Below are 6,545 nucleotides of genomic sequence, written 5' to 3' on the forward strand. Positions count from 1 at the left end.
TGCCGGGACGCTCGGCGATCAGCCAGTCCACATCCACCTCGGCCAGCTCCTCGCGCTGTGGCGCTCCTTGGTAGCCGGCATCGGCTGAGACAAATTGCTCCTCTCCATGAAGCAGATTACCCGGCTGATTGAGGTCATGCTCGTTGGCCGCGGTGGTGACCAGGCTGTGGGTCAGGCCACTCTTGGCATCGACACCAATGTGGGCCTTCATGCCAAAGTGCCACTGATTGCCTTTCTTGGTCTGATGCATCTCCGGATCGCGTTGCTGCTCTTTGTTCTTGGTCGAGCTGGGTGCCTCAATGATGGTGGCATCCACCAAAGTGCCTTGGGTCATCATGACGCCTGCTTCGGCCAGCCAGCGATTGATGGTCTTGAACAATTGACGGGCCAGTTGATGCTGCTCGAGCAGGTGGCGGAAATTCATGATGGTGGTGCGATCCGGCAGGGCGCTATCCAGGGATAATCGGGCAAACAGGCGCATGGAGGCGATTTCGTACAGGGCATCTTCCATGGCACCGTCGCTCAGGTTGTACCAATGCTGCATGCAGTGAATACGCAGCATGGTCTCCAGCGGATAGGGCCGTCGGCCATTGCCCGCCTTGGGATAAAACGGCTCGATGACAGCGGTCATATTCTGCCATGGCAGAATCTGCTCCATGCGGGAGAGGAAAATCTCTTTTCGGGTCTGACGGCGCTTAGTGCTGAATTCACTATCGGCGAAGGTGAGTTAATGGCTCATGATGTCCCTCTGGGATGCGCTCCGGATGAATATGATGATCTCATATCAGGAACTTGTTCGCACCTTCCCTAGCTCTTTCATCATCCTAGAAGAACTCTTAATTAAGTATTCTTCAAGTGGGCCAGCATATGCCCCTGATGTCACGATCGTTAGTTGCGTAAGAGGATGAGTCAAACTCTCAATGCCCTTCAGGATGTCATTCTGGACAGCAGCAATATAAACAGGCGAAGCCGCAATCAAATATTCATCATTCGGACTGGACTGCATTAACTGGCTTATAGTTGCGCAACGGTTATGCTTTCCTAGTGATTTTGTGATGGCTTTCCACCAGAGATCATGCCTGAATGGTACTTGATGAAATGTCGCCTCGTAAGAGGGCACCCGATCTCGACTATTTAAAAACCCCATCCCGGCAGAGATTATCCACAACTCCAGATTTCTGGTTGAGTTTAAAATTTCCTTTGCCGTAGACCAGTGATTACCTGAATACAAGGACAATGCCGGTACCGCCTGATTACTTCTGGCGTCGTCTACAATGTTACTCCAGGCATATGCTGCGTCGTCCGGGGTTTGTTTTGGATCTATGTCCAATGTCGGCCAGACGTGGCCCTGATGATTCTTGCCCTTTGTACAGGAAGTGATTAAGTGTACTGAGCGTTCAGAGAACATTATCTTCCTTACATACCCATAGAACAGCTTTCTAAGAACGGTGGGCTCGCCTGAAAATTACAAATCAGCCCCTTTCACGGCATCATTTTGATTCTTCGCGTCTGCCCCCAGTAAGATGACCGGTTTTCTGCATGACAGTGTTATTCCTAACAAACGCAACACAAAACCACGCCAGCCAGAGCAAATTTTTTCATTTGCTGCGTAAAGCCTATTGTTTTCTCTTTTAAGCTTCGCCCACTCGTTACAGAGGGTAACATCATCAAGCGCTGTTATATGCTTCGCCTCACCTTCGACGATAACGGTATGGATACCGTATGCTGTAAATCTCATACTATTTTCCAGAACCCAGTTGCGGTATTCGTTGAGTCCACCTTCGGAACCGGTAGCTCTGCGCCACATTTCAATTTGCTTGTGTGATGGGTCAAGTGTACTTGTCATTGAAGCCTCGTCTCAGCGATAACGCTTGAAATAGCCCGCTTTGGTCAAAATGAAATTAGCCATCTGACTGGCGATTTGATTGTATCTTACTCATAGTGCCCAACCTATAGGGGTCGTTTGCGGGAGGGGGCGGAATCCTACGCTAAGGCTTTGGCCAGCGATATTCTCCGGTGAGATTGATGTGTTCCCATCCGAGCGGCGAAACATGGGCCAAGAGATCGGGCGATAGCAGCTTTCCATCGCGTTTCTGGTTTGCAACGACCTCGCCGAGCTTCATGGTGTTCCAGAAGATGATGATGGCGGCGAGCAGATTCATGCCGGCGATGCGGTAATGCTGGCCTTCGGCGGAACGGTCGCGGATTTCACCGCGGCGGTGGAAGCTGATTGCCCGCTTCAGCGCATGATGAGCTTCGCCTTTGTTGAGCCCGATCTGGGCACGCCGTTGGAGTTCGGCATCCAGAATCCAGTCGATCATGAACAGGGTGCGCTCGACGCGACCGACTTCCCGCAGGGCTGTCGCGAGCTCGTTCTGCCGCGGATAGGAGGCGAGTTTCCGCAGAATCTGGCTTGGCGCGACGGTCCCGGCAGCAATGGTGGCGGCGATGCGCAGGATGTCGGGCCAATTGCGCTCGATCATGGCTTGGTTGACCTTTCCGCCGATCAACGCTCGCAGGTGCGCCGGGGCGGCCGACGGATTGAACGCGTAGAGCCGTTTGGATGGCAGGTCGCGGATGCGCGGAGCGAACCGGTAGCCGAGAATGGCACATGCGGCAAAGACGTGATCGGTGAAGCCGCCCGTGTCGGTGAACTGCTCGCGGATATGGCGTCCAGCATCGTTCATCAGCAGGCCATCGAGGATGTAAGGCGCTTCGCTTGCCGTTGCAGGAATCACCTGGGTTGCGAACGGCGCATATTGGTCGGAGACGTGGCTATAGGCTTTCAGGCCCGGGGTATTGCCATATTTCGCGTTGACCAGGTTCATGGCCTCACCTTGCTCTGTAGCGACGAAGAACTGTCCGTCGCTCGAAGCCGACGTGCCCATGCCCCAGAACCGGGCCATGGGTAACGCTGCCTGTGCCTCGACCACCATGGCCAGCGCCCGGTCATAGGCTTCGCCCTCGACATGCCACCGTCCAATGCGGATCAATTCCCAGAAGGTGTGGGTGTTTGTCGCATCCGCCATTTTGCGCAAGCCGAGGTTGATCCCTTCCGCCAAGATAACGTTCATTAGCCCGATCCGGTCAGCGCAGGGTGCTCCTGTGCGCAGATGGGTGAACGCTTCGGTGAAGCCGGTCGCCGCATCCACCTCCAGCAGGAGATCGGTGATGCGCGTGGGCGGGATCTGCTTGTAGAGATCGAGCACCAGATCTTCGGCGCCTGTCGGCGCGGCGGCTTCGAGTTTCTCGATATGCAGAACGCCGTTTTCAATCGACCCGCCCGGGATCGTGCCTGCGCGAGCGGCACGGCCAAGCTCGCGCAACCGCATGTCGAGGCGAGCTTGCCGGTCTGCCAGCCATTCCTCCGGCCGCAATGGCACAGCGAGACGACCGCCTTCCGCGATGGATTGTGCCGGAACGAGTGCGTGTTTCAGATCGCCATAGCGCCGGGACCTAGTAAGCCAGACATCTCCGGAGCGGAACGCATCGCGCAGATGGAACAGCACCGCGATCTCCCATAGGCGAGCGTCGCCAGCCCTCTGGGCCCGAAGGTGGCGATGCCATTTCGAGCTGGGCCGCAAGAAGCTGGTCATCGCGGCATCGTTCAAACCGGTACGAAGGGCCGTCACCGCTTCCAGAAGCGGCAGTGCAACGGGCGCAGCTCGCAGATCGAGCAGGCGCAACATGCGTGGAGCGTATCGGCGGAAGCGGTGATAACCGTCGAGCACATGATTGAGCGGATCGTCGGCCATGGTGGCGGTCAGCCTGGTTGCCATTGCAACAAGGGTTTTTAAGCCGTCCCACCCTGACCCACTCGCGATGACATCGCCCAGCGGCTGGCCATCATCCTGTGCATCGACCAGGGCGCCCCCGATCTCGGCGAAGGATTTCAGGGTGTCACGCACCACCCCCGCTTCGTCTGCGACCTTTGCATGGCAAATACGCTCCGAAGCACGGTAGAGACGGCCGACGATCCGGTCGTGGGTTTCGACCACTGCGTCGGCCAACATCGCCTGCCATTCCGAGACGCAAACAGCCAAGATCGCAAGCCGCCTGTCCTCCGGGAGATCGCGCATGCCGTCGGCATAATACCGTTCACCCTGCCTGCGCAGACGAGTCACCCGATGGGCAGGAACGCCGGCAAGCAGATCCTCGGGGAGATCGATGCGTTGCAGATATTCGAGCCGGTCGAGCAGCCGGTTGGCCGACGAAGAGTTCGAGCCAGGCTCGAACTGGCGCAGCCACACAAAACGGGTCACCCGATCATCAGCCGTCTCCTCGAGCAATGCCAGCAACTGTTCTCGGATCGACATAGGCAGCCGACTGGCGATCCTCGTCTCGATGCGTCGCTCGGCATCGACGAGAGCCGCGGCACAAAGCCGCTCGATCGTGGATGTCGCGGGAAGGACAGTGCGGGTGCGTCGGCACTCGGCTACGAAGCGACGGGCGATATCCTCGTTCGACACCGCCATCTCGGCTTCTCGGAACAACCATTCCTTCAGCTCGCTCGCACCACGTCCGGAGAAGGTGCGGAAGCCGTAGAGCCCCCGTAACTCGGCAAGATGCTCGTGCCGTGTTTCCTCGCGGGCAGCATAGTCTACGAGATCGTCGGCACCCAGGCCAAGCTGCGCTCCGATAAATTCGATGACCTCTGCAGGGATCAGTTCGCCTGGAGCCAGCACCCGGCCGGGATAGCGCAGGACACACAATTGCAGGGCGAAGCCGAACCTGTTGTGAGCGCGCCGACGCAGCCTGATATGCCCAAGGTCTTCATCACTCAGCGTATAGTGCTTGAGCAAATCCGTCTGTGAAGTCGGCAAGCGCAACAGCGCGTCTTTCTGCCGATCGGTTAGAGTGACGCGACGCGGCATACATGTTCCTTTTTCAAAATCTGATAGCGTTCAAGACGCTTTGTTTATGAAGCTGGTTGAGATACATTTCCAGAGGTCAATGCAATCGTGGCCGAAGCGCCGCCTCAAACCAACGTTTGTGATACATGCTGATCGGATATGCCCGCGTCTCCAAAGCCGATGGCTCGCAGTCTCTCGACCTGCAGCACGACGCCTTGCGCGCCGCAGGTGTCGAACGGGACAATATCTATGATGATCTTGCTTCCGGCGGTCGTGATGATCGCCCTGGCTTGACTGCCTGCCTCAAGTCATTGCGTGACGGCGATGTGCTGGTGGTCTGGAAGCTCGATCGCCTCGGACGATCGCTTGCCCATCTGGTCAACACGGTGAAGGAGCTGTCAGACCGCAAGATCGGCCTGCGGGTTCTGACTGGAAAGGGCGCTCAGATCGACACCACGACTGCGTCCGGTCGCATGGTGTTCGGAATCTTCGCCACCTTGGCCGAGTTCGAGCGGGATCTGATCCGAGAGCGCACCATGGCGGGTCTCGCCTCCGCGAGAGCGCGCGGTCGCAAGGGCGGACGAAAATTCGCGCTCACCAAAGCTCAGGTGCGTCTCGCGCAAGCCGCCATGGCCCAGCGCGATACTTCAGTTTCCGATCTCTGCAAGGAACTCGGCATCGAGCGCGTCACTCTCTACCGATATGTCGGTCCCAAAGGCGAGCTCAGAGACCATGGAAAGCATGTTCTCGGACTTACGTAGTGGACTTGCCTCGGTTTCGTTCCGGTCTTTTTGAGAGCATTATTTGTTATCAAGGAGACCATATATGTCATTAAAGCATAGTGATGAATTTAAGCGTGATGCAGTTCGCATGGCACTGTTGCAAATAGTCGGTGGTGATAAACTTATCATCCCCTTTTGCTGATGGAGCTGCACATGAACCCATTCAAAGGCCGGCATTTTCAGCGTGACATCATTCTGTGGGCCGTACGCTGGTACTGCAAATACGGCATCAGTTACCGTGAGCTGCAGGAGATGCTGGCTGAACGCGGAGTGAATGTCGATCACTCCACGATTTACCGCTGGGTTCAGCGTTATGCGCCTGAAATGGAAAAACGGCTGCGCTGGTACTGGCGTAACCCTTCCGATCTTTGCCCGTGGCACATGGATGAAACCTACGTGAAGGTCAATGGCCGCTGGGCGTATCTGTACCGGGCCGTCGACAGCCGGGGCCGCACTGTCGATTTTTATCTCTCCTCCCGTCGTAACAGCAAAGCTGCATACCGGTTTCTGGGTAAAATCCTCAACAACGTGAAGAAGTGGCAGATCCCGCGATTCATCAACACGGATAAAGCGCCCGCCTATGGTCGCGCGCTTGCTCTGCTCAAACGCGAAGGCCGGTGCCCGTCTGACGTTGAACACCGACAGATTAAGTACCGGAACAACGTGATTGAATGCGATCATGGCAAACTGAAACGGATAATCGGCGCCACGCTGGGATTTAAATCCATGAAGACGGCTTACGCCACCATCAAAGGTATTGAGGTGATGCGTGCACTACGCAAAGGCCAGGCCTCAGCATTTTATTATGGTGATCCCCTGGGCGAAATGCGCCTGGTAAGCAGAGTTTTTGAAATGTAAGGCCTTTGAATAAGACAAAAGGCTGCCTCATCGCTAACTTTGCAACAGTGCC

Annotated in this window: 6 protein-coding genes; 2 read left to right on the forward strand and 4 right to left on the reverse strand. The window is 56.3% G+C overall.

Annotated elements, in window-relative coordinates:
* The 4 genes from OGY08_RS01610 to OGY08_RS01625 all read right to left on the reverse strand — a co-directional run.
* The coding region (locus OGY08_RS01610; RefSeq protein WP_286565463.1) for an IS5-like element ISKpn26 family transposase at positions 1 to 673 on the reverse strand (673 nt) is incomplete at its 3' end.
* Between the two features lie 111 nt (positions 674 to 784).
* Positions 785 to 1,408 (reverse strand): hypothetical protein, encoded by a 624-nt coding sequence (locus OGY08_RS01615; protein WP_000490639.1) that lies wholly within the window; start codon positions 1,406 to 1,408, stop codon positions 785 to 787.
* Between the two features lie 57 nt (positions 1,409 to 1,465).
* Positions 1,466 to 1,846 carry a hypothetical protein gene (locus tag OGY08_RS01620; protein WP_001371925.1) on the reverse strand — a complete coding sequence of 127 codons (381 nt, stop codon included), beginning with the start codon at positions 1,844 to 1,846 and terminating at the stop codon, positions 1,466 to 1,468.
* 142 nt (positions 1,847 to 1,988) lie between these two features.
* On the reverse strand, positions 1,989 to 4,874 hold the full coding sequence (locus OGY08_RS01625) for a Tn3 family transposase (protein WP_001138082.1): 2,886 nt from the start codon (positions 4,872 to 4,874) through the stop codon (positions 1,989 to 1,991).
* Positions 4,875 to 4,999: 125 nt separating this feature from the next.
* Here OGY08_RS01625 and OGY08_RS01630 point away from each other — a divergent pair, with 125 nt between their 5' ends.
* Both OGY08_RS01630 and OGY08_RS01635 read left to right on the forward strand, forming a co-directional pair.
* A complete protein-coding gene (locus OGY08_RS01630) occupies positions 5,000 to 5,614 on the forward strand; it encodes a recombinase family protein (protein WP_000904906.1) in 615 nt (204 codons plus the stop codon).
* Between the two features lie 174 nt (positions 5,615 to 5,788).
* Positions 5,789 to 6,493 carry an IS6-like element IS26 family transposase gene (locus OGY08_RS01635; RefSeq protein WP_001067855.1) on the forward strand — a complete coding sequence of 235 codons (705 nt, stop codon included), beginning with the start codon at positions 5,789 to 5,791 and terminating at the stop codon, positions 6,491 to 6,493.
* The last annotated feature ends 52 nt before the right edge of the window (positions 6,494 to 6,545 follow it).

Source organism: Citrobacter sp. Cpo069 (assembly GCF_030332785.1).
GTDB lineage: Bacteria > Pseudomonadota > Gammaproteobacteria > Enterobacterales > Enterobacteriaceae > Citrobacter > Citrobacter portucalensis.

Bases quoted from the DNA above. Each gene is read 5' to 3' on its own strand.
- OGY08_RS01615 (WP_000490639.1), bottom strand. From the start codon at position 1,408: ATGTTCTCTGAACGCTCAGTACACTTAATCACTTCCTGTACAAAGGGC.
- OGY08_RS01620 (WP_001371925.1), bottom strand. From the start codon at position 1,846: ATGACAAGTACACTTGACCCATCACACAAGCAAATTGAAATGTGGCGC.
- OGY08_RS01625 (WP_001138082.1), bottom strand. From the start codon at position 4,874: ATGCCGCGTCGCGTCACTCTAACCGATCGGCAGAAAGACGCGCTGTTG.
- OGY08_RS01630 (WP_000904906.1), top strand. From the start codon at position 5,000: ATGCTGATCGGATATGCCCGCGTCTCCAAAGCCGATGGCTCGCAGTCT.
- OGY08_RS01635 (WP_001067855.1), top strand. From the start codon at position 5,789: ATGAACCCATTCAAAGGCCGGCATTTTCAGCGTGACATCATTCTGTGG.